Source organism: Sphingobacterium spiritivorum ATCC 33861 (assembly GCF_000143765.1).
Lineage (GTDB): Bacteria > Bacteroidota > Bacteroidia > Sphingobacteriales > Sphingobacteriaceae > Sphingobacterium > Sphingobacterium spiritivorum.
This window is the reverse complement of the sequence record NZ_GL379770.1, coordinates 1,414,045-1,439,080: the sequence shown is the minus strand read 5'-3', so window position 1 is coordinate 1,439,080 and position 25,036 is coordinate 1,414,045. Positions and strand designations below refer to the sequence as shown.

At 39.5% G+C, this 25,036-nt stretch carries 21 protein-coding genes; 9 read left to right on the top strand and 12 right to left on the bottom strand.

Features of this window, described 5'->3' with window-relative positions; all coding sequences use genetic code 11:
• Positions 1 to 81 precede the first annotated feature (81 nt).
• Together HMPREF0766_RS06285 and HMPREF0766_RS06280 are read left to right on the top strand one after the other, a co-directional pair.
• The gene (locus HMPREF0766_RS06285) at positions 82 to 1,005 is read left to right on the top strand and encodes a DMT family transporter (RefSeq protein WP_002994696.1); all 924 of its coding nucleotides are present in this window, start codon (positions 82 to 84) and stop codon (positions 1,003 to 1,005) included.
• Positions 1,006 to 1,077: 72 nt separating this feature from the next.
• Entirely contained in the window at positions 1,078 to 1,536 is a 459-nt protein-coding gene (locus HMPREF0766_RS06280) for a GNAT family N-acetyltransferase (protein ID WP_002994695.1), read from the top strand.
• A 117-nt stretch (positions 1,537 to 1,653) separates the two neighbouring features.
• On the opposite strand, the gene HMPREF0766_RS06275 is transcribed toward HMPREF0766_RS06280, so the two are convergent.
• Positions 1,654 to 2,127, bottom strand: a complete 474-nt coding sequence (locus HMPREF0766_RS06275; RefSeq protein ID WP_002994694.1) for a Dps family protein — start codon at positions 2,125 to 2,127, stop codon at positions 1,654 to 1,656.
• A gap of 36 nt (positions 2,128 to 2,163) precedes the next feature.
• Positions 2,164 to 3,123, bottom strand: a complete 960-nt coding sequence (locus tag HMPREF0766_RS06270; RefSeq protein WP_037459640.1) for an aldo/keto reductase — start codon at positions 3,121 to 3,123, stop codon at positions 2,164 to 2,166.
• 157 nt (positions 3,124 to 3,280) lie between these two features.
• On the opposite strand from HMPREF0766_RS06270, the gene HMPREF0766_RS06265 reads away from it, so the two are divergent.
• The 4 genes from HMPREF0766_RS06265 to HMPREF0766_RS06250 all read left to right on the top strand — a co-directional run bounded on the left by HMPREF0766_RS06265 (position 3,281) and on the right by HMPREF0766_RS06250 (position 8,923).
• Positions 3,281 to 4,963, top strand: a complete 1,683-nt coding sequence (locus tag HMPREF0766_RS06265; protein WP_002994692.1) for an RluA family pseudouridine synthase — start codon at positions 3,281 to 3,283, stop codon at positions 4,961 to 4,963.
• Between the two features lie 238 nt (positions 4,964 to 5,201).
• Positions 5,202 to 7,802, top strand: a complete 2,601-nt coding sequence (locus HMPREF0766_RS06260; RefSeq protein WP_002994691.1) for a DUF5686 family protein — start codon at positions 5,202 to 5,204, stop codon at positions 7,800 to 7,802.
• 118 nt (positions 7,803 to 7,920) lie between these two features.
• Positions 7,921 to 8,385 (top strand): SRPBCC domain-containing protein, encoded by a 465-nt coding sequence (locus HMPREF0766_RS06255; protein WP_201680388.1) that lies wholly within the window; start codon positions 7,921 to 7,923, stop codon positions 8,383 to 8,385.
• A gap of 94 nt (positions 8,386 to 8,479) precedes the next feature.
• On the top strand, positions 8,480 to 8,923 hold the full coding sequence (locus HMPREF0766_RS06250) for a VOC family protein (protein WP_002994689.1): 444 nt from the start codon (positions 8,480 to 8,482) through the stop codon (positions 8,921 to 8,923).
• A 60-nt stretch (positions 8,924 to 8,983) separates the two neighbouring features.
• Here the strand turns inward: HMPREF0766_RS06250 and HMPREF0766_RS06245 are convergent, their stop codons facing one another.
• The 4 genes from HMPREF0766_RS06245 to HMPREF0766_RS06230 are packed head-to-tail and all read right to left on the bottom strand — an operon-like array spanning position 8,984 to position 13,282.
• Positions 8,984 to 9,514: an adenine phosphoribosyltransferase gene (locus HMPREF0766_RS06245; RefSeq protein WP_002994688.1), complete on the bottom strand. Its 531-nt coding sequence runs from the start codon at positions 9,512 to 9,514 to the stop codon at positions 8,984 to 8,986.
• Positions 9,515 to 9,522: 8 nt separating this feature from the next.
• On the bottom strand, positions 9,523 to 10,452 hold the full coding sequence (locus HMPREF0766_RS06240) for a ComEA family DNA-binding protein (protein WP_002994687.1): 930 nt from the start codon (positions 10,450 to 10,452) through the stop codon (positions 9,523 to 9,525).
• 60 nt (positions 10,453 to 10,512) lie between these two features.
• Positions 10,513 to 11,880, bottom strand: coding sequence for an efflux RND transporter periplasmic adaptor subunit (locus HMPREF0766_RS06235; protein ID WP_002994686.1), 1,368 nt, complete (start codon positions 11,878 to 11,880; stop codon positions 10,513 to 10,515).
• Between the two features lie 25 nt (positions 11,881 to 11,905).
• Positions 11,906 to 13,282, bottom strand: a complete 1,377-nt coding sequence (locus HMPREF0766_RS06230) for a TolC family protein (RefSeq protein WP_002994684.1) — start codon at positions 13,280 to 13,282, stop codon at positions 11,906 to 11,908.
• Positions 13,283 to 13,340: 58 nt separating this feature from the next.
• Here HMPREF0766_RS06230 and HMPREF0766_RS06225 point away from each other — a divergent pair, with 58 nt between their 5' ends.
• Positions 13,341 to 13,949 carry a polysaccharide deacetylase family protein gene (locus tag HMPREF0766_RS06225; protein ID WP_002994682.1) on the top strand — a complete coding sequence of 203 codons (609 nt, stop codon included), beginning with the start codon at positions 13,341 to 13,343 and terminating at the stop codon, positions 13,947 to 13,949.
• 2 nt (positions 13,950 to 13,951) lie between these two features.
• Here HMPREF0766_RS06225 and HMPREF0766_RS06220 read toward each other — a convergent pair whose 3' ends face one another.
• Together HMPREF0766_RS06220 and HMPREF0766_RS06215 are read right to left on the bottom strand one after the other, a co-directional pair.
• Positions 13,952 to 14,731 (bottom strand): DUF4249 domain-containing protein, encoded by a 780-nt coding sequence (locus HMPREF0766_RS06220; protein WP_002994681.1) that lies wholly within the window; start codon positions 14,729 to 14,731, stop codon positions 13,952 to 13,954.
• Positions 14,732 to 14,735: 4 nt separating this feature from the next.
• A complete protein-coding gene (locus tag HMPREF0766_RS06215) occupies positions 14,736 to 17,060 on the bottom strand; it encodes a TonB-dependent receptor (RefSeq protein WP_002994680.1) in 2,325 nt (774 codons plus the stop codon).
• A gap of 384 nt (positions 17,061 to 17,444) precedes the next feature.
• Between HMPREF0766_RS06215 and HMPREF0766_RS06210 the strand changes: the two genes are divergently transcribed.
• On the top strand, positions 17,445 to 18,125 hold the full coding sequence (locus HMPREF0766_RS06210; RefSeq protein WP_002994679.1) for a DUF2490 domain-containing protein: 681 nt from the start codon (positions 17,445 to 17,447) through the stop codon (positions 18,123 to 18,125).
• Between the two features lie 690 nt (positions 18,126 to 18,815).
• Here HMPREF0766_RS06210 and HMPREF0766_RS06205 read toward each other — a convergent pair.
• The 4 genes from HMPREF0766_RS06205 to HMPREF0766_RS06190 all read right to left on the bottom strand — a co-directional run bounded on the left by HMPREF0766_RS06205 (position 18,816) and on the right by HMPREF0766_RS06190 (position 24,247).
• On the bottom strand, positions 18,816 to 19,643 hold the full coding sequence (locus tag HMPREF0766_RS06205) for an alpha/beta hydrolase (RefSeq protein ID WP_002994677.1): 828 nt from the start codon (positions 19,641 to 19,643) through the stop codon (positions 18,816 to 18,818).
• Positions 19,627 to 20,520, bottom strand: a complete 894-nt coding sequence (locus HMPREF0766_RS06200; RefSeq protein ID WP_002994675.1) for a hypothetical protein — start codon at positions 20,518 to 20,520, stop codon at positions 19,627 to 19,629. Before HMPREF0766_RS06200 ends, HMPREF0766_RS06205 begins: the two co-directional genes overlap by 17 nt.
• 89 nt (positions 20,521 to 20,609) lie before the next feature.
• Complete coding sequence (locus HMPREF0766_RS06195; RefSeq protein WP_002994673.1) at positions 20,610 to 21,236, bottom strand: hypothetical protein; 627 nt, start codon at positions 21,234 to 21,236, stop codon at positions 20,610 to 20,612.
• Positions 21,237 to 21,328: 92 nt separating this feature from the next.
• Complete coding sequence (locus tag HMPREF0766_RS06190; protein WP_002994671.1) at positions 21,329 to 24,247, bottom strand: FAD-binding and (Fe-S)-binding domain-containing protein; 2,919 nt, start codon at positions 24,245 to 24,247, stop codon at positions 21,329 to 21,331.
• A gap of 213 nt (positions 24,248 to 24,460) precedes the next feature.
• Here HMPREF0766_RS06190 and HMPREF0766_RS06185 point away from each other — a divergent pair, with 213 nt between their 5' ends.
• Positions 24,461 to 24,991 (top strand): FUSC family protein, encoded by a 531-nt coding sequence (locus HMPREF0766_RS06185; protein ID WP_002994669.1) that lies wholly within the window; start codon positions 24,461 to 24,463, stop codon positions 24,989 to 24,991.
• The last annotated feature ends 45 nt before the right edge of the window (positions 24,992 to 25,036 follow it).

Below are 25,036 nucleotides of genomic sequence, written 5' to 3'. Positions count from 1 at the left end.
ACAGGTCTGATCTTTTATCCACCAACTGAAATTCCTATTTTCGGACGCTCATATGCTTGTATAATTATCTAAATCAATACTATGCCGGACAAAATCAGGATATCTCCGATTTTTTTGGGAGTCATATCTTCCTTGTTTTTTGCTGCTACTTTTGTACTTAACAGAGCAATGTCTCTGGATGGCGGACACTGGATCTGGTCTGCAGCCTTACGTTTTGTATGGATGCTACCCCTACTGATGATCATTGTCGGTTTTCGTAATGGCTTAAAGCCAACTTTTGCAGCGATTAAGGCAAACTGCTGGCCCTGGATACTCTGGAGTACCGTGGGATTTGGAATATTCTACAGTACACTGACTTTCGGAGCCAAGTATGGCCCCTCCTGGTTGGTTGCCAGCACTTTCGAGACCACTATTATATTCGGGATGCTGCTTGCTCCTTTGTTGAGTCCCCGTGCAGCAAACCAGATTTCTAAAGGATCACTGGCATTTTCGGCCCTTATTATTCTTGGAATTGTCATTATGCAGATCAGTCAGGCTAAATTTACCAATTGGGCTGATATTGCAATGGGTACCATTCCTGTCCTGATAGCAGCGATCGCTTACCCACTCGGAAACCGTAAGATGATGATGATCACTGACGGAAAGCTGGACGCTTATCAAAGAACCCTTGGTATGACCATCTGCAGTATGCCTTTTTGGATTATCCTGTGCGCATTTGCCTATCATCAGGACGGACTACCCTCTTCCGGACAGCTGACACAGACTTTTATAGTAGCATTGTCTTCAGGAGTCATTGCTACTGTTTTATTTTTTACAGCGACAGACCGCGTACGCAATAGTCCGCATAAGCTTGCTGCTGTAGAGGCTACACAGTCGATGGAAGTTATCTTTGCATTGATTGGCGAACTGCTGATTCTTCATGGCGCATTTCCGGACATGTATTCATTAGCCGGAATAGTATTAGTGATAACAGGTATGATCTTACATAGCCGGCATACAACCTGATCATCCTTATAAAAAAGGACTCAAAATATAGTTTACCGCAATTCTGACAAATCCAATAGCCACAAAAAACAAATGGAAGAAACGTATACAATAAAGAGAACTGACTCAGACAGTTTGGATTTTCAAAAGTTAGTGCTTGAACTTGATAAAGATTTAGCAATTAAAAACGGAGAAACAAATAGTTTTTTTGCTCAACACAATAAAATTGACTTAATCCGGCATGTAGTGGTTGCTTACGAAGCAGACAGAGCCGTTGGTTGCGGAGCAATAAAGGAGTATCGAAATGGCATAATGGAAGTTAAGAGGATGTTTGTACCTATTGAGATGCGGGGAAAAGGCATTGCAGGTAAAATATTGAATGAATTGCAAATCTGGGCAAAAGAACTGGGTTACAGCAAATGTATTCTGGAGACAGGCGACAAAATGATAGAGGCTATTGGTTTGTATAAGAAACACCACTTTAAAATCATTCCCAACTATGGACAATATGCGAATATCGAGAGCAGTGTTTGTTTCGAAAAAGAAATTTAATCACGGCTGAATGCTGTGGCTGGCAGCGGAAATGTTAGTGCAGCAATCCCTTAGCCGTTATCCAAAACAAAAACAGGCCTGAGCTAGCTCAGGCCTGTTTTATAAAAGCCGTTTTCTTTAGTTTAAATGTGAGCGTAACATCCAGGCCATTTTTTCGTGCTGCTCTAATAAAGCTGTTACGAAATCTGAACTTCCGCTGTCTCCGTATTTTTCTTCAAATTCATCAACCAGTCCGCGGATATACATGATAATGGACTCATGATCCCCTAACAATTCCTTCATATAAGTCTTGCTATCATTCTTACCATGAGTAGATTCTGATAAATGTGCTATTTCCAGATATTGTTTCATAGTGCCTACAGCGTAGTGCCCCAATGAACGTACACGCTCAGCGATATCGTCTATCGTTTCTGAAAGTTGGTTGTATTGTTCCTCAAAAAACAAATGCACTGCATGGAAATCACTTCCTTCAACATTCCAGTGTGCATTTCTGGTTTTGACATATAATACGGTTTCATCAGCTAATAAAATATTCAATGCCTGAGCTACTTTTTCTAAGTGTTCACTTTTAATTCCAATATTAGTTTTCATGATAATGATATTTGATAAATTATTAAATTAATTTTGTTATTTCCAATCGCTTGCAGCGTCCAGCTTTTCCATGGATTCAGGACTAAGCTGTAGCTGTACCGCCGATACAAATGGCTCGAGATGACTTTCTTTTGTCGCACTGACAATCGGAGCCGCTACTGAAGGCCTTGCGATCAGCCAGGCTAATGCCACGGCAGTAGAAGTTGTCTTATAAGCATCTGCTACCTCTTCCAGGGCTGCTACAATGCGCTGTCCGCGTTCATTCCAGTATTGTTTTTTAACACCTTCACTTCTTGCAGACTGATTAAAATCTGCATCACTCTTATATTTACCGGTTAGAAAGCCACTTGCTAAGGAGTAATATGTCAATACACCAAGCTGTTGCTCTACCGAAAGTTGCTCATATTGCGTCTCATATTTTTCTCTTGAAAAGAGATTATACTCCGGCTGCAAAGTCTGATAACGTGGCCAATGCTGTTGTTCACTTACCTCTATAGATTCCAGTACCCGCTGTGCTGACATATTAGAAGTTCCTATCCATCTTACTTTGCCAGCCTTCACCAACTGCTCATATGCTTCCAGTGTTTCTTCTACAGGAATACTTTCATCATCATAATGGGTCTGGTAAAGATCAATGTAATCTGTCTGCAATCTTTTTAATGAAACGTCTACCTGTTCCAGAATATGCTGCTTAGATGTATTGGGCGTTGGATTTCCCGGAAAAGTCCCTCCCACTTTTGTCATCAATACAATCTTATCTCTATTGCCATTTTTCTTCAGCCAGTTTCCGATAATAGTTTCGGACTCCCCTCCTGTATTCCCCGGCACCCAATGCGAATACTGATTGGACGTATCTACAGCATCAAATCCCTTATCCAGGTAAGCATCTAAAATATCAAATGACTGCTTTTCATCTAATGTCCAGCCAAATACATTTCCTCCAAAAACCAAAGGAACGATTTCCAGATCAGACTGGCCTAATCTTACTTTTCTCATATATGCGATTGCTTTATTATAGTACAATCAATATCGGGATTTGTTTGCTGTCCGGTATGATCTGATTGTCAAAATTTTCTTTGTTTACAATATCGTGAAGAATGTTTTTAGGATTTATTACCTTTGCCACTTCAAAAGATATAGCAATCAGCGGATTATGGGCAAACCCGAATTTCTTCATTATTTCAGTCAGGATATCCGGAATATTCCTGTGCCCGGGAAGTTTACTTTTCCTTTCTGCTATGAACCACATCCTCTTAGTATTATTGCAAGCAAGGAGTTGCAGCATTATCTGCAACATCAGTCTGAATGGCAGCATAATTTCGGATTAGGTAATCCATCAGATCAACAGGTGATCGGTAAGATGTTTGGTGTACTCGTTGTTACGGATCCGTCCGGAACTCCGGGATACCTGTGTGCCTTTTCAGGTAAACTGGCTGGCACTAATGCTCATAAACATTTTGTTCCCCCGGTCTTCGATATGTTGCAGAAAGACAGTTTCTTTCTCTTGGAAGAAGAAGAAATCAACGAGATAAACCGGCAGATAGCGTCACTTGAACAGAATGACAGCCTGGCACAACTAAATACAGATCTGGAAACTGTAACACGATCTGCAGAAGAATCCATTACACTTTTCAGACAACATCTTAAAAAATTGAAAGAGGAACGTAAACAAATCCGTTTTGTACAGACCGGAATCCTCTCTGCCACTGAGTTTCAATTATTAGAGGCCGACCTGATTAAGCAATCTCTTCGTGACAAACATGAGCTGGCTGTCCTTCAAAAAGACTGGAAATCAAAAATCACAGCGATTCAGGAGCAACTGGATAATTATTATAGCCGTATAGCTGTACTCAAAGAAGAAAGAAAGTCTAAATCAGCATTATTGCAATCCCGGCTTTTCGAGCAATATGTATTTCTCAATAAAAAAGGTATATCCAAAGATATTTGCTCCATATTTGCCGACTTTAATCAATCTGTGCCTCCTGCCGGAGCTGGCGAGTGTGCAGCTCCCAAACTATTACAATATGCTTTTCTGAATCGGCTCTCTCCTGTTGCTATGGCTGAATTCTGGTGGGGAGATTCTCCTTCATCTGAAATAAGAAAGCATAAAAACTATTACCCGGCATGTAAAGGCAAGTGTGAACCTATTCTATCCCATATGCTGGATGGCATGTTACTCGAAGATAATCCCTTACTTGAGGCCCCAAAAGCACAGGCTGATTTGGAGATCCTGTATGACGATGAAGATATTGCAGTAGTCAATAAGCCTGCTGAATTCTTATCTGTTCCGGGCGTTCATATACAGGATTCTGTTTACACCCGTATGCAGGCCGCTTTTCCGGAGGCAACAGGCCCCATTATTGTACATCGGCTGGATATGTCTACCTCAGGCATTCTGTTGATTGCTAAACACAAAGACGCCCACAAGTTTATCCAGCAGCAATTTATAGATCACAGTATTGAAAAACGCTATGTTGCTCTTCTGGATGGTGTGATCAAAGAAGATAAAGGAATCATTGATCTTCCACTGCGTCTGGATCTGGACGACAGACCACGGCAGATGGTATGCTATGAATATGGCAAAAAAGCAGTGACGAAATATCAGGTTTTATCCCGCATAAATGGACAAACAAAGATTCTTTTCTTTCCAGTAACAGGACGCACGCATCAGCTTCGCGTACATGCAGCTCACCTGCTGGGACTACATACCCCTATCGTTGGAGATGATTTGTATGGAACCAAATCTAACAGACTTCATCTGCACGCTGCACACCTCTCTTTTGTACATCCCCGAACAAAAAAAACAGTCATTTTTGAAGTAAAAGAACCTTTTTAAAGCTGACTAGAAAGTTAAATTAGTCAGAATTTTGTAAATTATTTCGCTTTTTTTTACCCTAATCACCTCATAATCTGCTATTAACGCAATTTTGTATTTTCTTATCATTTTTAAGACGTTTAGTCGTTTACTTTTCTGTTAATAATTATTTAATTTTGCAATGTTTATTAGAATATTTAAACATTTTGATTAAAAAGTCAAAAGTTTAGTTTTAGTAAATCGAACAAACTAGAGACTAATGAAAATTACTATGAGTGAAATATTTACCAAGCAAATCTGGAAGGGTTTACTCTTTGTGCTTTTGACATTTATCAGCACAACTTCCGTTTTTGGTCAGCAAATTATGCTGAAGGGTAAAGTATTGGATATTGTGACTCGTAAACCTATAGATTACGCTACTATTGCAGTTATCGGAGCTCCTGCAGGTAACAGTACCTCAACGGACAGCCGTGGAGAATTTAGTTTAAAAATCGATGGAAGTTATACTAAATTCAGAGTTACCTATGTTGGTTATGAATCACAGGATATTCTGATCAATCCTACCAATTCGGATAACATCACCATTAATCTTGTTCCGGAAGAAAATGTTCTGGAAGAGGTAGTGGTCAAGGCGAAGAAAGCAAAATACAGAAATAAAGATAACCCAGCTGTAGAATTGATCCGTAAGGTCATTGATAATAAAGAAAAGAACAGATTAGAGGCTCAGGATTATGCTGAATTCCAGCAATATGAGAAGATCTCAATGGCACTAAGCAATCTGTCTGAAAAATTTAAAAACAGAAAAATATTCAAACAATATCAGTTTTTATTTGAAAAAGACGATTCTGTAAAAAATGAAAACAGATATGTATTACCCGCTTATATAGAAGAGAAATTATCTCAGGTATACCAGCGCAGAAGTCCGAAAAAGACCAAGCAATTTGTTATAGCTGAGCAAAAAGCACAGTTTGACCCCAAATTTGTAGATAACAACGGTCTGAGCAATTACTTCAACAGACTTTATGAAAACATTGATATATACGACAATAATATTTCATTATTGACGAATCAGTTTTTGAGTCCGATCGCCGGATCATCCCCTACTTTTTATAAGTTTTTTATTACGGATACAATCAAGACTGAATCCCCATATCTGGTTGAATTGAGCTTCTTTCCCCGTAATAAAGCGGATATGTTATTTAAAGGAAAACTCTATATCACTTTAGATGGCAATTATGCAGTACGTAAAGCGGAGTTAACAGTTGCCGATGGTATTAACCTTAACTTCGTTAGGGACATGGCTATAGATCTGGATTTCAGCAAAGATAAGAGTGGTCGTTTCTTTCTGACCAGCAGTTCGCTGGCAATGGATTTTGCCTTATCCGAAAAAGGAACCGGTATCCGGGGACAACGTACTGTTTCGTATACCAACTTTAAGACCGGTATCGTACAACCAGACAGTGTATATCAGGGCCCTGATGTCGTTATTGTCAATGAAGGCAAAAAGGGAACTCAGGCATTTGATGAACAATACTGGAGCACGCACCGTCCTGTAGCGCTTAAGAAAAATGAATCTGTAATCTATCACAATATCGATACGTTACAAATGATGCCTTCTTTCAAACGCTTTATGGATATAGCAGCTCTTGTGCTTTCGGGTTATAAGCAGGCTGGCCCTGTAGAGATCGGACCGGTCAATACTTTTTACAGTTTCAACCCGGTAGAAGGCTTGAGATTGCGAGTGGGCGGACGTACAACAGAAGCTTTCAGTAAACGCTTCTATGCCGAATCCTATGCTGCATATGGTTTTAAAGATGAGAAATGGAAGTATTTTATCAGCGGAACATACTCATTGAATAACAAGTCCGTGTATTCCTTCCCGATGCATTACATCCGTGCCTCTTTTCAAAGAGACACCAAAATCCCTGGGCAGAATCTGGAATTTATTCAGGAAGATAACTTTTTATTGTCTTTCAAACGCGGGGAGAATGAACGTTACCTGTATAATGATATCTACCGTTTAGAATACAAAAGAGAATTTGACAATAACTTATCTTATACAGTCGGGTTCAGCAAATGGAAACAACAGCCAGCCGGAATCCTTACGTACCAGATGCTGGATGAAAACGGAAATTCAAAACTGTATAATGAGTTAAATACTACTGAAATCTCTGTAGGAGTACGTTGGGCACCAAAAGAGCAGTATTATCAGGGTAAACTGTACAGAACCCCGATATTCAACAAGTATCCTATCTTCACGTTGAATTATACAGGTGGAGTTAAAGGCTTGCTTGACGGAGAATACAACTATCACAACTTTACGGGAGGTGTATTTAAACGTTTCTATCTGTCACAGCTGGGATATGCGGATGTCAATCTGGAAGGAACCTATATCGCGGGTAATGAAATCCCATTCCCTTTACTGACTATCCACAGAGCAAATCAGACCTATGCATATCAGTTGAATTCATTCAACCTGATGAACTTTATGGAGTTTGTAAGTGATCATTCGGCCTCTACTAATATTCAATATTACATGAATGGTTTTATTCTGAATAAGATCCCGCTAGTCAAAAAATTGAAATGGAGAGAGGTATTCAGTTTCAAAGCGGTATATGGAGGGTTACGCAACGAGAACAATCCGGATATTACCAATAAAGTATTTACATTCCAGAAGAATGAAGATAATGTTCCTATCTCTTACACCTTTGCAGACGGACGTCCTTATATGGAAGCCAGTGTAGGTTTGTACAATATATTTAAGATCTTACGTGTAGACGCTGTCAAACGTCTCAACTATCTGGATCATCCGGATGCTCCAAGTTGGGGAATCAGAGCACGTATTAAATTTGATTTTTAGCCGTATCTATATTTTTTATATTTAGTTTTCTAGTTAAGGGGGAGTTTGCAAAAACTTCCCTTTTTTATTGGCCGAGTGAATAAAAATCTCTAAATTTAGATAACTATTGTATAAACCATTGAATATAAATAAAAAAGACATCGTTATTGAGGCACAAATGCTTGTCCGCAGACCTGTGGCGGATGTGTTTACAGCTTTTATTGATCCGGAGATAACCCGTCATTTTTGGTTTACATCCGGTAGTTCTATTCTTGAAAAAGGCAAAACTGTAGTCTGGACATGGGAAATGTATGGCGTCTCTGCCGAAGTGGAAGTACTGGATATTCTTACAAATGAAAAAATAAGTGTTCTATGGGGTGAGCCCCGCACGCATATAGATTTTCTCTTCCGACCTGTGAGCCCGGCAAGTACATATGTACAAATCCGGAATTATGGTTTTGAGGTCTTAGAAGATGAGCAATTGATCTCCTTTCTGACAGACTCTACCGGTGGATTCACGACTGTTGTAGATGGATTGAAAGTATATATGGAGCAAGGCATCAATCCCGGGTTGATTGCAGACAAATTTCCTGCCGGACATTAGTCGCAAATAACCTCTGCATACATATTGTTAAAAAAAAGACACTTTTTCCCTATGAAAGTGATCAATAACTAATATAAACTATAATACAGTCGTTATGGCAAAAGTACATCATTACCTTAATTTTGACGGTCAGGCCGAAAATGCATTTAATTTTTACAAATCTGTATTTGGAGGAGAATTCAGATCCTTTATGCGCTATCAGGATATGCCTTCTCCTGAAAAAATACCGGATGAAATCGGCAACAGAATACTTCATGTAGTACTTCCTATCAGCAAGCATTTTGTGCTTATGGGTGCTGATGTACATGATGACTACGGTTCTGCAATCAACAGAGGTAATAATTCTTTTATCTTACTGGCGGCAGATTCGTCTGAAGAAGCCTTGCGGCTGTATAAAGGATTATCTGAAGGTGGAGAGGTCGAGATGCCAATGGAAGAAACTTATTGGTCTCAATTATACAGTTCCTTCAAGGATAAGTACGGAATATGCTGGATGATCAACTATGACGGGAGCAAACTCGACCGCTGGGGGCAATAATGGATTTGGAATAACAAACGAACCACACCAGACTTTAGTCTGGTGTGGTTCGTTTGTTTGTCAGGTATAATGTACCAGTGAAATAATATCGTGATTAAACCTGGTCAACCTGCCCTGGCTATGCAGAAAATCCAGACTGATCACAAAGCTGAAGCCAGCTACCTGACCACCGAGCTTTTCGATCAGTTTACTTGCAGCTACCACTGTCCCTCCTGTAGCTAACAGATCATCGTGAATCAGAATATGCTGTCCGGCCTCGAATGCGTCTTCGTGTACCTCAATTGTAGCTTGTCCGTATTCGAGTGCATAAGATTCGGAAATCGTATTGTAGGGCAACTTACCCTGCTTGCGGATGGGAATAAAAGGCAGATTGAGTCGGTTTGCCAACATCATCCCGAAAAGAAATCCTCTGCTCTCTATACCCGCTACTGCATCAATTCGTTTACCTTCCAGCCGTTGTACAAAAGCTTCAACTACAGCTGTGCACAGTTCTGCATCTTTCAGTATGGGTGTAATATCTTTAAAAACTATACCGGGTTTTGGAAAATCCTCGATATCCCGGATTACTTCTCTTAATCGTTGTTCTATCATCTGATAAGCTAAAATTTCAAATAAGGCTCAAGTTTACGCAAAAATTCTTCATCAAGAAGAAGTACTGCTTTTAAATCATTTATATTTTTATAATTCCCGTGTTCTCTACGATAGTTGGCAATAGCTGTAGCCTGTTTATAATTTATATAAGGATGCCTGGCTAGTTCGGCAGCAGTCAGTGTATTCAGCTCCAGTTGCCTGATATCCGTACTTACAACCCCCAAGGAACTTTCGATTGTTTTGTAGCGCTCAGCATCCATACCATACACTTCGTTAATCTGTTGAATTGAATAGAATCCTCCTAAAGCATCTCTGAATCTGACTATACGTCTCGCAAATGAAGGTCCTATTCCTTTTAATGACATCCAGGCTGTGGTATCTGCCGTATTGATATCGATAACGGCTGTTTTTACCGTATTTTGATACATTTTGGGATATGGTGCCGATGTTTCAGCAGTGCTATTATGATCCGCTGATGGAGTCCTGGGGATACGTATATATGCTTCAATCCGTTGATAGTCGGCTTCTTTGATAGCATATATTTTGCGGAGATCCTCCTTTTTATAAAATTTACCTCCTTTGGCCGTATAGTTGAGGATCATGCGGATCTGATAGGCTTTGAATCCTAATTTTTCCCATCCTTCAGCTTTGAGTTGATTAGGATCAAATTCAAAATAGGTCACCGCATTCAGAGGTGTAGCTTTGGAAGAATAATATGTTGATCCCGGATCTAAAGATTCCTGCTTTTCTATTTCTGTATAGGATTGTACAGTTTTATCATCTTCAAAAATATGGAGCTGATAAGAAACAGAAGGTGATGTATGTATTAAGTTCCAAACAATCGGACTGAAAGTCATCAATCCTATCAATACAAGCAGCACAAAAAAGCCTTTTTGCTCTGCCCTGCTTAGTCTGAAAAAATAAAATAGCTTATTCATATTCCATTTTTAATGTTTGTCATTAGAAAAGAAATAAGAATAAGCCTGGTAAAGGATTTCTTAATTAAGCTTATCCTTATCTACTTTTTCAACTTTACTTTTATCTTTTAAAGTTTTTGAAATTGCATTAAATGGTCTGGAGACAACTTCCTGATCTTTCTTCAATCCCGACAAGATGATAATATAATTATCGTCCTGAATACCCGTTTTGACTTCTACCATATCGACCTCTTTCCCGTTTACGACAAATACATATTCTTTAGCTCCTGCATTTTCAGTTGTAGCAGCTTTTTTAGCTTTATTCTCCTTATTCGCTTCATCATCTCCTTTGGATTCATCAGATTTGATCTCATCGGTACGGATGGTAACTGATTGAATCGGCACCACTAATCCAGAAGAAGTCTTCGTTCTGATCTGGACTGTTGCAGAAAGTCCCGGTCTGAATGGAGAAGGGTTCTTCAGATTGTTATTCAGGATGTCTGCGTATGATTCCGGAGATATCCTTACTTTCACATTAAAGTTTGTTACCTGCTCAGCCGTAGATGCCGCAGTAGTAGTTGCGGCGCTCTTTGAGGAGCTTGCTATTTCTGTGACGACTCCAACAAACTTGCGCCCCTGAAAAGCGTCTACTTCTATATCTGCCTGGTCCCCCAGTTTTACTCTGTTTATATCATTTTCATTGACATCAACATTCACTTCCATTGATGACATATTCGCAATACGCATAATCTCCGTACCGGCCATCTGTGCAGTTCCTACTACACGTTCTCCCAGTTCTACAGACAGCAAAGAAATCACACCATCTGAAGGAGCGTAAATAGTTGTTCTTGCCAGATTATCTCCGGCTTGTTTGACTGATGCCTGCGACTGATCGATCCCGTATCGGGTAGCACGCACGCTCTGTCTCTGCGCTTCTATAGAAGCCAGTGCACTGCGATAATCAGCTTCCGCCTTGTCCATTTCTGCTGCAGATATGACACGTTTTTTGAAAAGCTCCTGATTTCTTTTGAATGTGGCTTCAGTATTTACAAAATTAGCTTCCTGTTGCTTCAACTGTTGTTGCGAAGAAGCTAATGTTGCACGCTGTATATTCAATGACGCTACCGCCTGATCAAAACCAGACTGAAGGATATCGGGTTTTACACGACACAGTACCTGTCCTTTCCTCACGACATCCCCTTCCTTGATATTCAGTTCAATGATCTCCCCTGAAACTTCTGAACTCAGTTTGACTTCAAATTCGGGCTGGATTTTGCCACTGGCTGATACCAGCTCGTGAACAGTTCGCTCCTGAACTTTATCCACCGCTACTTTGATTACGTTACCATCACCAAACCATCCCAATTTATTGCCGGCAACAAATACGACGAGAATTACTACTGCCGCAATTACCAGAATGAGAGGAAGTCTATTTTTTTTCTTAGCCATTTATAGTTAATAATAAGTTTTGCAATTAAAATTTTATTGGATTGCCAATATAGTAATCTATTACTTTTTCCTTGAATACAGATGTATATTTTGCCTGGATCATATCAAATTCAGCTTTATTCATTTTGGTCTGCGCAGTGGACAGTTCCATTGCATTCGCCATGCCTACATCATAACGTTCCTTGATGACCTCATAGGCATCTTTTGCTGTTACAAAAGCAGTTTCTGACGATACAAACTGCTGGCGTGCAGCTTTCAGATCCAGTACCGCCTGATTAATCGTTTTATTCAGATTCCGCTTGACCAGATCTTCCTGATTTTGGGCCTGTAATCTGCCAATTTTAGCCTTTGCAACCGCTGTTTTTGTTCTTCTGTTATTAAAAATCGGAACATTAAGAGACAAGCCTGCTGAGAATGATTTATTCTGATCTAATTGTTCCCCGAAAGGCATCCGTATAAATTGCGGATTCATGGGATCTAAAGTATTAGGATCAACTTTTTTAGCATTGGACGAATAATTAGTTCCATATCCGGTAGAGATCGATACTGTAGGATAATATCCGCCCTGTGCAATTTCTATATTCTTTTCGGCTACCTGTGTATTGATCTGTGCCTGTTTAATATCTGGCTGCGTATCCAGAGCGCGGGAAAACACATTTCGTGCATCATAAGCAGTTGCTTCAGATATTAACGCTGATATATCGGGTTTAACAAGTGAAATACTGGTGTCGCCCGGCATCTCCATAAGTTGCTTCAGCTCCAGCATGGACAATTCATAGGCATTATTGGAGTTAAGCATATTTAATTCATCCGTAGCAACCTGATTCCTGGCCTGAGAAAGATCCGCCAATGTTTTGTTGCCTACTTCAAACTGAATAGAATCCGTACGAAGTTGTTCTTTGGAAAGTTTTAATTGTTGCTTACTGGCTTCATATAGCTCATTATTCGTAATCGCCTGCAGATAATTAGTCAGTACAGACAGAATAAGATCATTCTTTGCTTTTTCTACAGCTGTTGCATCGGCCAGCAACTGAAGTTTATTAGCTTTCACCTGATTAACAAGTTGAAATCCCTGAAATACAGCATAAGAGGAAGATATCTGAGCATTTGCATTATGATTCCATTGTCCCCGAACAACGTTACCGCTGACCTGGTCAAATCCAAAACCATAATTATTACTCTGATTACCACTCAGACTAAGATTCGGATAAAGGTTACCTTTTGCCTGCGACACATCCTGCTCTGTGAGCTGCCTTCTGTATTCTGCCTCTTTTATTTGCAGATTACGCTCAAGAGTCAGCTTTATGGCCTCCTGAACAGTAATATTGCTCTGCGCCTGACAAAATGTTGCCAATGATAAGCATGCCCCCAAAAGTAGGTAGTTGGTCAATTTTTTGGCCATTCTTCTATTAAAATGTTATGATTTCATAAATTTGGTATAATTATTTGAATTTCACAACATGTATTTAGTTAAAGCACCATTTTTTCTGAAGTGGTATTATCCGGACAATATCTTATGGAACAAATCCAGAGACGAAAAAAAACTGTATTTAACATTTGACGATGGTCCTATCCCGGAGATAACTCCTTTTATTCTGGACACTTTAAAGGCTTTTGATGTCAGGGGAACTTTTTTCTGTGTGGGAGAGAATATTGTAAAAAACCCTGAAATTTACGCCCGTATACTTGCGGAAGGGCACCGTGTAGGCAATCACACATATAATCATTTGAAGGGATGGGATACTCCTGATCAGGAATATCTCGAGAATATCAGTAAATGTCAGCAACTCACCGGGACGGATCTTTTCAGACCTCCTTACGGACGCCCAAAAAGAAGTCAGTTAAAGCATTTAAAGCACTTTCAGGTCGTTATGTGGGATATCCTTTCCGGAGATTTTGATCTCAGACTGACTCCTGAAAATTGTTTTAAAAACGTTTTAAAATATACTAAAAATGGCTCTATAATTGTCTTTCACGACAATATTAAAGCCATTCCAAGAGTTACTTATGCCCTGCCCAAAACATTGGAACATTTTACTGCATCAGGGTATACATTTCACACTTTATAAGATTATTCAATAATGGTTGAATATTCTTTAGCACTGCTTGTACTGAAGTATCCAAGTGCACCATTTGTAATATTTGATGTAGGATTGGCAGGTGATGCCGATCCCGGATTAGTAAGCTGAAAATCATTCCAGTATCTGTACACACCTTTATCTATACATTGTCTGCGAATGACGACCTCATCACCTGCAACAAGATCATTGTCTTCGTTGGCAATATCATGAGAAACGGATAATCCATCATTGAATTTATCACTTAATACAGCTGCGAATTCCATTTTTTTCTTATTTACCGAGATCAGGTACCGGTAATAGTTTTCTACTCCCACAGGATCGGTGAATGTAAAGACCACATATTTATATATATCTCCAAAAATGCTTTCCTCTTTCAATCCGAACTTTTCAACTTCTACATAAGGCGGCACTGATGATACACTTTCATACAGCTGTCCTTCTACTGTTACACTAAGCTTGTAGGATCTGCCGACTCTCAGCTGCATATTACGAACCGAATAGTTTCCATTCTGGTCACTTAGCTGAAAAGTGTAGGTTCTCCCGCCCACTTCTGTCACCTGTACAGTAGCATTATTCACCGGAATACTGTTTGCCGGTTGATTAAAGGCAATTGTCTTACTGACTCTTATCTGGTGCTGATCCGAAAGGTTACTTAAATCACCTACAATAACAACTTTAGGGCTGGCATCATTAAGATTTATATCAATCTTATCTTCACAGGAGACCAGCAAAACGCTAAACAACAATACGATATAATAAATTCTTTGCATGATATTAAAATTTAAAGTCCCAGGTAATAGAAGGAATAGCTCCGAATAATGCAATACGATAGGCTTCAGTAATATTCGAGTTGTCTTCATTTTCTCTGAAGTCTATGATATAGGCATTTTTACGATTGTAGGCATTATAAACACCAAATGACCAGCTGGAGTGATATTTTTTGCCGGGACGTTTTCGTGAATAGGTAGCAGAAAGATCAAGTCTGTGATAAGCCGGCATACGGTATCCGTTTCTTTCGGTATAGTAAAACATCGTACGGCCATCTACTTCATATTTACCACTGGGGAATGTAATGGCATTACCCGTGTTATATACAAATGTAGCACCTAATGTCCATTTCTTACTCAATTGATATATACCCACGACGGATACATCGTGTGTACGGTCTTGTCTGGCATTGAACCAGGATCCGTTATTAATCTCGTCAAACTGGCGTTCACTTTTGGACAAGGTATAGCTGATCCATCCGTTGAAGCGGCCTTCTCTTTTTCTCAGGTACCATTCCAGTCCATACGCTCTGCCGTCACCATATAACAACTCTCCTTCCAGATACTTATTAGCCTGCAGGTCTGCCCCATTTCTGAAATCGATCTGATTTCCCATTTGCTTATAATATGCTTCTACCGAAAACTCATAGGTATTGTCTTTGAAGTTACGGAAATATCCGAATGCGCCCTGATTGGCATACTGAGGTTTGATATTAGCACTGCTTAATACATATTGGTCGGTAGGCAGACTGGATGTCGTATTGGTCAGCTGATGCAGATTTTGGGTGATACGGTTGAACGATAATTTTAAACTTTGTTTTTCATTCAGCTTGTAAGACATCGATAATCTGGGTTCCAGATTAAGGTATTGCTTGATCACTTTATTATCTCCATAAGTATTACTTCCAATGGGTTCTCCTTCTTCATCATAGTTGTAGAAAGTACCCGGACCAAGCACGAAAAAGTCTGATAACCGCACACCATAAATCATAGAAAGTCTGTCGGTAGGTTTCCACTCATGTGAAAAGTATGCCGATGCATCAAGACCTTTACGAGGTTCGATAAAGATAGAGTTGACTTCCGAACCTCCTGTAGCATTCAGACTCGCGGGAGATATTTTTTGATAAAGCAAATGAACACCAAATTTGAATGTATTCTTAGGATTGGTGAAATATTGAAAATCTTCCTTAAAGTTCCAGTTATTGATCTTTGAAGCAATCTTAAATACATTATTATCACTATTTACATTCACATTGTAATTAAAATTACTGTAGATCAATGAGGTGTTACTGAATAGTTTATCATTAATTACATTATTCCAACGTAATGTGGCTGTCGCATTTCCCCAATCAAAACTGAATTTGTCTGAATAACCCAGTTCGTCTTTTCCGAAATATCCGGAAACGTAAATGGTATTTTTGTCATTCAGCTTGTAATTAGCTTTAGCATTCAGATCGTAAAAGTAAAGCTTACTTTTCTTAGCATCTTCATCATTTGACAACTTCAGGAACATATCCGCATACGTTCTCCTTCCACTTATCATAAATGAACTTTTGTCTTTTACAATCGGGGCTTCTACCTTCAACCTGGAAGCGATAAGTCCTATCCCTCCTTCCATACTGAATTCTTTGCTGTTACCATCTAACATGGTAATATCCATTACAGAAGAGATACGTCCTCCATATTGTGAAGGAATTCCGCCTTTATAGAGTTCGACATCTTTGATAGCATCCGAATTGAATGTTGAGAAAAAACCTAAAAGGTGAGATGAGTTGTACACAGTAGCCTCATCCAGTAAGATAAGATTCTGGTCTCCGCCTCCACCTCTTACATAGAAATTAGCACTACCCTCTCCTCCGGATGCAACTCCCGGTAACAACTGAAACGTTTTTAAAATATCTTTTTCACCAAAGACGACAGGAATATTACGGATTTCAGAGGTATTGAACTTGAAACTTCCCATCTGTGGGCTTTCCACATTACTGTTCTTCTTACGGGCAGAAACAACTACTTCTTCCAGCTCATTCTGATTAGGAATCAATTCGACATTTTTCTTCATGTTATCATTAATAGTGATAACTTCTTCAGTGATGGCATAACCGACATACCGAAATGTCAATTTATGCTGTCCTGCCGGAAGGCTCAACGCATAATAACCGTAATTGTTGGTTCGTGCTATAAATTTAGGGTCTTCACCTTGTACAATGGCACCTATTAAGGTCTCTCCTGTACTATTATCCCGTATAAATCCACTGATTGTATACGTATTTTGTGCCACGCACACTTTTACTACAAATAAAAAAATGAGAAGGGCTGATATTTTTGGAAACATATTGTCATAAATCTTTCAGCCGGTAAAAATAGCATAAAATACCGATAAAACAATCTGACAGTCAATGTTTATTTTCCGTTAAGTTTATTGTTAATCTGTAATTTGCATTATAATTTGCTTAAAGATTAATATTTACAACTAAAATATAGCCAGGCATCTATTTTCATTTATATTCCATAACCAAAAAATAATAATAAAGTCTTAAATCGAAACATTCTGTTTAGATTTTTCTGATTAATGTTATCATCAGTCAGCTTCGCTGACCATCAGAAATAAGAATTCTGAGCATGTAACAATTCCATATCATTCTTCGGTAGTAATTATGTTATTCGATGATTATCTTATTTTTGGTGTTGACTATTACCATTCTTTATCTACAACACTATGAAAACTATATTTACTGCAGTTTCAGTTTTACTGCTTATGTTTAGTGCGACACCATCGGTTGCTCAGTCAGCTTCTTCTGAAGATCTGGGTGCATGGTATATACTTATGGGAGATGAAAAGATTGCTAAACGCTGGGTATTAAGTTATGATTTTCAATACCGGAATCACAATATTATGGGCGATCTGGATCAGTTGCTTTTAAGATCAGGTGTAGGATATGATCTTTCTGAAAACAATAACAATCTTTTGCTGGGATACGCTTATGTATTGCAGGATATAGATGGTCTTATTCCTGAACAGATTTCAGAACATCGCATTTATCAGCAATTCCTCACTAAACAAAAGTTTGGAAGAGTGGCGATAAGTCATCGATACCGCTTTGAACAACGCTTTATGCGAAAACGTACCGATCTGCGCATGCGCTATTTTCTAAGTGTCAATGTACCGCTCTCAACACAGGAGATGAAACCCCGAACAGTATATTTCAGTGCCTATAATGAAGTATTTATCAACATGAAAAAAGAAGCCTTTGACCAAAACAGGCTCTATGGTTCTGTTGGATACGTTGTAAGTCCGAAAATAAGAGTAGAAGCAGGTTTGCTCAATCAGCATTTTGGAGAAAGAAAACGCAACTTATTACAGGTAAGGATGCTTACTTCCAATATTTTCGCAAATTAATATTTTGCAGAGCTGGGTTTGAAACCTCTCTGCCCTTCGGGCATCTCTCCTTGAAAAGGAGAGATGATTTTAGTAACGCTTCTACAAAGCCCACCTACTCTCCTTTTTAAGTAGGGAATCAAAAGGAAACTATAATATCTAAAATATTTACAGACTTTAAAAACGGAACCTATTCCCTCTCCTTTTCAAGGAGAACCTGTTCCGACTCGTCGGAAGGGTTAGGGTGAGGTTCTACAATTTTACTATAAAAGTTTAAGATTAAAAAAATTCAAAACAGCGTCATTTGGCGTCCCCGCCAAATGATAGAACCAGAATTATCATATTGCCGGTGAGGACAGCAGCAGACGCGATCAAGAATACTTATCATCGGTAAAGCTATTCCCTGTCCCTTTTAAGGATAACCTGTTCCGACTCGTCGAAAGGGTTAGGGAGAGGTTATAAACTTATATTTTAACCTCTCTGCCCTTCGGGCATGTCTCCTTTTCAAGGAGAGAAAAATTTTAGCAACGCTTCTAAAAAACCAAAATCATCTGCATTCTAAAAAGAAATTATAATAAAAAAAACCAGGCCTTAACTGAGTAAGGCCTGGCTTTGAATAAGTTTATAATGTAATTAGTATGGTTTCTCTGTCACAAATATGCATACAATTATTTAAGCCGGCAAATTATTTATTCAAATCGGACAAAATTTTTAGATTTCCTGATGAAAAAACTGATTAAAAAAGGCCATTTGATAATCAATAGACTGCGACCAGTACTTCCAATCGTGTTTTCCGGGCAATGTAAGGAAATGATGTTCGATATTAAGGTATTGTAACTTTTCGTGCAACTTCACATTTACCGGATAGAAAAAATCTCCGTAACCACAGTCGATAAACAATTTCAAACTTCCGGGTGTAAGCAGATGAGTCATTTCAATAACTGATCTTTTGCTCCATTCTTCAGGTTTTTGCGTCTGAGTACCAATACGCTCTCTTATACTCCAGTTATTTGCAAATGGCAGAATATCGACTCCGCCTGAAGTGCTTCCTGCAGCACCATAAACATCCTGATGTTTAAATGCCAGAGAAAGAGCGCCATGCCCACCCATACTTAATCCTGTAATACCTCTGCCTGAACGATCTTTACAGGTCGGATACTTGCGGTCTATCTCGCTGACCAACTCGCCGGATACAAATGTTTCATATTGATAGTTCGGCTGGCCTTCGATATCCCAATACCAGCTGTCATATCCTCCGTCCGGACACACTACGATGTAATTGTACCGATCTACCAGCTGTTTGATATGCGGAACTTTGTTTACCCAGTTATTGTAACTACCTGACCAGCCGTGCAACAGATACAATACAGGAAGGGATGTGCTTTTTTGATAATTATCAGGAAGGATTACGACCGTTTTAATTTTCTTATTCATGCGCGCACTCTGAATGCTCAATGTATCTACCTGAGCGGCATATGTCAACTGACAAAAAGTAAAGAACAGCGTTGTCCACAAAATGTGTTTAATGGTTTTGGTCATAGTTGTAGAATTTATATTGATAAAGATAAGAACTTAAACCAAAAGGTTGTTCACTGAGCGTATAAAAACATGTGCCATCCAAGTCGAATGCAATAGCTTCGCCCTGTGGTTCGGGACTATAGGGAAGTTTCACAAATGGTTTCTTCAGGTTTTCAAGTATTCCTGTAGGGGGATCCAGTTTCCAGTAATAGACATTCGTCAGATTTTTCATAATCAACTGGCGTCCGTCACGGGAAATGTCTGCCGCAGTAATAAAGTTAAAAGGCAACTCGCCCACTTTCTTTAGCTGCTCGTCGTTTTTTAAGGAATCTCCCAATACATCCGAAACATAAATACCCGTTCGGAAATCGCGCTTTGAAAAGATCATAATCTGATTGTTTTCCGGAAGGACGATAATGGCTTCAGCATCTCTGGCTTTATCCGGATACCGCAGCGGAATGTGACGGATCTGTTCTTTAGGAATACGATGTACGAGTCGCGAAGTATCCGCCATCGGTTCTTTAAACAGATATAAAGAGACGAAAGACCTGTGTGCTAAGTTATCACCAATATCAGCCAGCAACAGATAAGGTTCTCCGTCTATTTCAAGCCATGCGATATCTTCACAATCTACAGCGTCTACACCTTCCAATGTGTAAATTGCCCGGAGTCTGGCTTTATTATCGATTAAGAAAATGCGTCCTTCATCTCCGCTGTCATTATGTGTCCAGAAATGTTGCTTATTCACCGAGGAAGCGACCAGACCTGAAGCTTCCTGCATTCTGGGATCAGTAAGTTTGCCAAGACTGCTTCTGCTGACAGGAACAGTTGACTGTTGAGCTTCAATCACACAACATTTTAAAATAATAAGGATCAGAATCAGGTAACGAATACGCATATATACAACAATCAAAATCTAAAATTAACTATACAAAGAAGGGACACCTTTTGGCATCCCTTCCCCTACTTTATATCATTCCAAAACCTTTATTCACCAGTAAAGGCTTTTAAGAATTGAGTACGAAATGTAGAATCCTTTTCAGTAATCTCAAATGAATTTTTGTATGTATCTATCACAGCAAACACTTCAGCTTGCTTATCATTCGGAATATCAAAGAATAATTTGAAGCTATATGTTCCGTTTTTCGTCAGATCGACTTTACCTTTATTAGAGGAAAATACAGTCGGTAATATCGGAGAACTCAACATCGGCTTACTTTCCGGTATTTTGAACAAGTGAGCTGCACTTTTCACAAACGCATCGGATTGAGCTCCCAATGATGAAATCTTAATAGCACCTTTTCGGAATCCATTATCCTCATTAGGTGTACCATCGGCATTGATCCCCGGCTGAATATCCGATAGTACTTCCAGTCGAAGCCCTACTGTGTCTGTATTGTACAACCCTTTGGCTACGTAAAAAACAGACGAATCGGATGTACCGTCTTCCTTAATTGTAAAATAGAAATGTTTTTTTGCATCTGTGGAATCCGCCAGCTGATGAAGAGCGACCTCTCCTGTTTTTTTACCGTCTTTGGATTTATTAGCGGAGTCACCACATGCAACAGCTAAAGCCAAAACACTAATGCCAAATAAACTTTTTATAACGTTCATATTGATTAATATTGATTTAACAATTAATTACTTTTTACTGTAAAACACCAAGATATTCATTTTGTTTTTCATTTATCATACGAACAAAAAAATTATTTGATTAATGCATCATATAAGATCTCTACCGGATGGTAGGATTTTCTCGCTGTCCCATCTTTGATCTGATGTCTGCAGGAAGTACCTGCCGCTGCAATCAGAGTCGATGCATCTGTTTTACGCACTTCAGGAAGCAATACTAATTCTCCTACCTGCATCGAAACTTCGTAATGTTCCTTTTCATAACCAAATGAGCCTGCCATACCACAACATCCGGATGGGATCACTTCTACCTCGTAGTTTTGAGGGAAGGAAAGTAATGTTTCCGTAGCTTTCACCAGTTTGAATGCTTTCTGATAACAATGTCCATGTAATTTTATCTTTTTGGAAGCCGCTGTAAACTGTTCCTTATGAATACGTCCCGCCTCGATCTCACGAACCAGAAATTCGTCAATCATAAGGGCATTTTTCCCCAATTCATATGCTGCGCTTCTTAAATCAGTGTCTACTAAGGAAGGGTATTCATCCCTAAAAGTAATTATACCGGATGGTTCTACACCCAGCAAAGGTGTGCTTTCGGATATAATATCTTTGAGCAGAGAGACATTCCGGTTGGCCAATACTTTGGCATCTTTTACGAAACCTTTTGACAGGTAGGTCCGTCCGCTTTCTACATGCTTAGGGATGATTACTTCATAGCCTAATGCTACCAGGAGTTTATAAGCTGTTTTACCAATTTCTACGTCATTGTATTCTGTAAATTCATCACTGAAAAGATATACTTTCTTATTAGTGCCACTGCTGTAAGATTGTTTTTTTGCCCACGAACTCAATGTAGTACCTCCCACTGTAGGAAGTGATCGTTGAGCTGCAAAACCAACTACACGTTTTACTATCCCGGACAGGAAATCACTTTTGACCACCAGATTATACAATGGTGCCACCGCTACCCCCAGTTGCTGGGATTTGGTAAAATTAGCGATCAGCTTTGTACGGAAGGAGGCCCCGTTTGCATCGTAGTAATGCTGCAGAAACTCTGCTTTCATTTTGGCAACATCCACGCTGGAAGGGCATTCGGTTTTACAGCCTTTACAGCTCAGACACAGATCCATGACTTCCTTAAGCTCTTCATGATCAAACCGGTTGGTCTGGGTAGAGTTCGTAAGAAATTGCCGCAGAACATTAGCACGTGCCCGGGTTGTATCTTTTTCTCGTCGTGTTGCCATAAAAGAAGGACACATGGTACCTCCGGTAATCTCTGTTTTGCGACAGTCTCCCGAACCTGAACACTTCTCTGCCAGTCTCAGTATACTTTCATCTTTACTAAAATCAAAGTATGTCTTGATCTCGGTACGGTTATCATTATTATCATAACGAAGATGCGTATCCATAGGCGGTGTATTGACAATTTTATTTGCATTGAAAATACCTCTGGGATCAAATATCTGCTTGACCTGCTCTAATAAAGCATAGACTTCCTCACCTAAAACTTTACCTATAAACTCTCCTCTCAGCCGTCCGTCACCATGCTCTCCACTTAGGGAACCGTTATATTTAAGTATCAGATCACTGGTGCGTTCCAGTATCCTTCTGAATGTTTTCTTTCCTTCTGCAGTCTTCAGATTAACAAAAGGTTCTATATGCAATTCTCCTGCTCCGGCATGTGCATAGTAGGAAGCGTGCACAGCTTCTTCCTGTAATAATTTCTGAATATCCGTTACATAAGCCGGCAAATCTTCGGGAGATACTGCACAATCTTCTATCAGGTTGACAGGCTGGCTATCTCCGGGCAGGTTACGGATCAGGCCAAGTCCGGCTTTACGCACATCCCATACCAGATCTGTCTGCGGTCCCGTCACATACGGATAGGCATACCCCAATCCTTTTGAAATGAGTTCTTCTTTAAGTAATAATGCCTTTTGTGCTACTTCTTCGGCTGTATCCCCTCTGAACTCCACAATCAGTAAAGCCTGCGGATCGCCTTCTATAAAGAAGCGATTGTGCTGATAAGTCGGATGACCGACCGTAAAATCCATGATATACTTGTCCACCAGCTCGGATGCTTCGGGACGATGGGAAAGTGCAACCACGTTACCATGCATACACTCGACCATATCCTCAAAATGTACACATAGCAGCCCTAATTCGCGGGGAGGCAGAGGCATAAGCTTCAACCTGGCTTCTGTAACTATTGCCAGTGTACCTTCAGATCCGGCCAACAGTTTACACATATTAAACGGTTGGGTTTTATCCGAAAGCATATCAAGGGCATAACCTGTATTACGTCTGGTCAGTGATCTTTTAGGATAGCCTTTCTCAATAGCCTGCAGATTCTTCTCATTCGTAAGGATTTCATTTATCCTTCTGTAAATATCTCCTTCACGATCCTTTTGAATCAATTTTTTGAAATAGGCACTTTCATCCAGCGACTCGAACACCACTTCAGACTGATCATCAAGGAGAACCTTTGCCGACAAAAGGTTTTGTCGTGTGTCTCCCCAGACAATAGAGTGAAGTCCACTCGAATTGTTACCAATCATTCCTCCTACCATTGCTCTGCTGGCAGTGGATGTCTCCGGTCCGAACATTAACCCGAAAGGTTTCAGGTAGGCATTCAGATCGTCACGGATTACTCCCGGCTCTACTCTCACCCACTTCTCTTCGGTATTCAATTCGAGGATGCGTGTAAAATGTTTGGACATATCTACTACAATTCCTTTACCAACCACCTGTCCTGCCAGAGAGGTACCGGCAGTTCTCGGAATCAGTGTAATTGCCATAGCTGTTGCATAGCTCATAAGCAGGTGCAGATCGTGCACGTCTTTCGGAATCGCTACTGCGAGTGGTAGTTCCTGATAAACTGATGCATCGGTAGCATAAGCTATACGAATTGTACGGTGCTGTGCTGTATCGTTATAATAAAGATCCCCACTAAGGAGGTCACTCAAATGGTCTAGTGATTGTATACTTTCCACGTTTAATAAATTAAAAAAGGTAGCTCACAAAGCTACTAACAAAAGTTCTAAAGTGTAAGACTTAAAGATAATGCTAATTTATGCGTAATTTTCCCTAACTAAAACTAAAAAACGCAAAAACTTGCATCATAATCATAAAAATATTCTTATTCCTCCTGTAATTACATTTTATATTTGCGCCATAGGATGTGCACTGATACCTTTGAATAGAATATGAAAGATAAATTACTGCGTTATAGCTTAGGCTCGGATCTTATTATTTATGCTTTGCGCTGTCTGATCGGATTTGGTATAGGGTATTATATATACTGGAAGTTTCCTGAAAAAGAACTCTACTGGATGTTGATTTCAGTAGTACTGGTGATCTCTCCTGAGGAGAAGGATGCAAAGAAGTTAGCTATTGAACGGTTCAAATCTAATTTTATCGGGTCTGTCATTGGTTTGTTCTGTTATTTTATACCTGTACATCAGGTTTTTATGATGCTGACCGGTATTATTCTGTCTATTATTGTATGCCGGCTTTTTAATATTCTGACGGTGGCACGTACTTCCATGGTTGCACTGATCATCGTACTCGTACACGAACAGCAACAACATAGTTACTTCAGCGCTTTTGAGCGGTTCCTATCTGTAGGAATGGGCTGTTTCATTGGTCTTATGGTCACTTTAGTGACTTCTTACTTTATAAATAAACTACGGCGCAAACTTAATCTTGTCCGGGAAACGGATATTAATACCGATTGATTTTTGATATTTTTATGATTCTTCCTACTTTTAATCTCACAATCT